Source organism: Phytohabitans sp. LJ34, assembly GCF_052068095.1.
In the GTDB taxonomy this organism is placed as follows: domain Bacteria; phylum Actinomycetota; class Actinomycetes; order Mycobacteriales; family Micromonosporaceae; genus Phytohabitans.
Genome location: NZ_JBQHDG010000068.1, coordinates 1 through 757 on the forward strand (window position 1 = coordinate 1; position 757 = coordinate 757).

Consider the following 757-nt stretch of genomic DNA (forward strand, 5'->3'; position numbering starts at 1 on the left):
CCCGAGCGACCCGGATACGACCACAGCACGTTGCCGGAGTCGACCGCCAACAGATCCTCGTACCGATCCCCGTTCACACTCTCCGCAGCCAGGTTGCGGGCGCTGTTGAACCGGTAGAGGTTGTACGTCCGCATCAGGCTGATGACCTTGTTGGCGTACTCCGGGTCGGTGGCGTAGCCGGCCCGGTGCACCTCCCGGATGAACTGGTCCGGGTCGTCGACGTGGTCGAACGCGGCCGCGTACCGCGGTGTGCGCAGCAGCCGCCCGTAGTCGCGGAAGGAGTCCGTGCTGCTGGCGTACCCCCGGAAGTACTGGTTGACGGTGTAGCAGCCGGACGAGTCGCACTCCTGGGTCGGGTAGTTGTGGCAGCTCGTCGCGATTGGCCCGGGATCGCTCGGCGACACGCACTTGAAGCCGAAGAAGTTCCGCCGTTCGCGGGTGAGGCGGCTCTCGCCCCACGCCGACTCGAGGATCGACTGGCCGAGCGCGACGGATGCCGGCACGCCATACTGCTGCTGGACGGTCTGGGCGGACGGGGCGTAGGCGCTGATGTACGCGTCCGGCGCCATCGCCGACGCGCTGCCGATCGCCGCCGTGGAAAGCAGGCCACCGACAAGTGCCGCGACGGCGAGCCGGGCAAGGAAGGTTCTTCTCATGGTTGCTCCCAGCGGTCAGTAGTTGGCGAGGCGGAAGGTGGACCAGCCGTGGCCGATTTGGGCGGGTGTGGCGAAGGTGCCGTCGCCGTCGCCGGTCCAGC

The 757-nt window shown here is 68.2% G+C and carries 1 protein-coding gene; it reads right to left on the reverse strand.

Annotated features, from left to right (window positions below):
- Positions 1 to 656: glucosaminidase domain-containing protein (locus ACTMTJ_RS45400; protein WP_441225328.1), on the reverse strand; the 656-nt coding region annotated here is incomplete at its 3' end.
- Positions 657 to 757 lie beyond the last annotated feature (101 nt).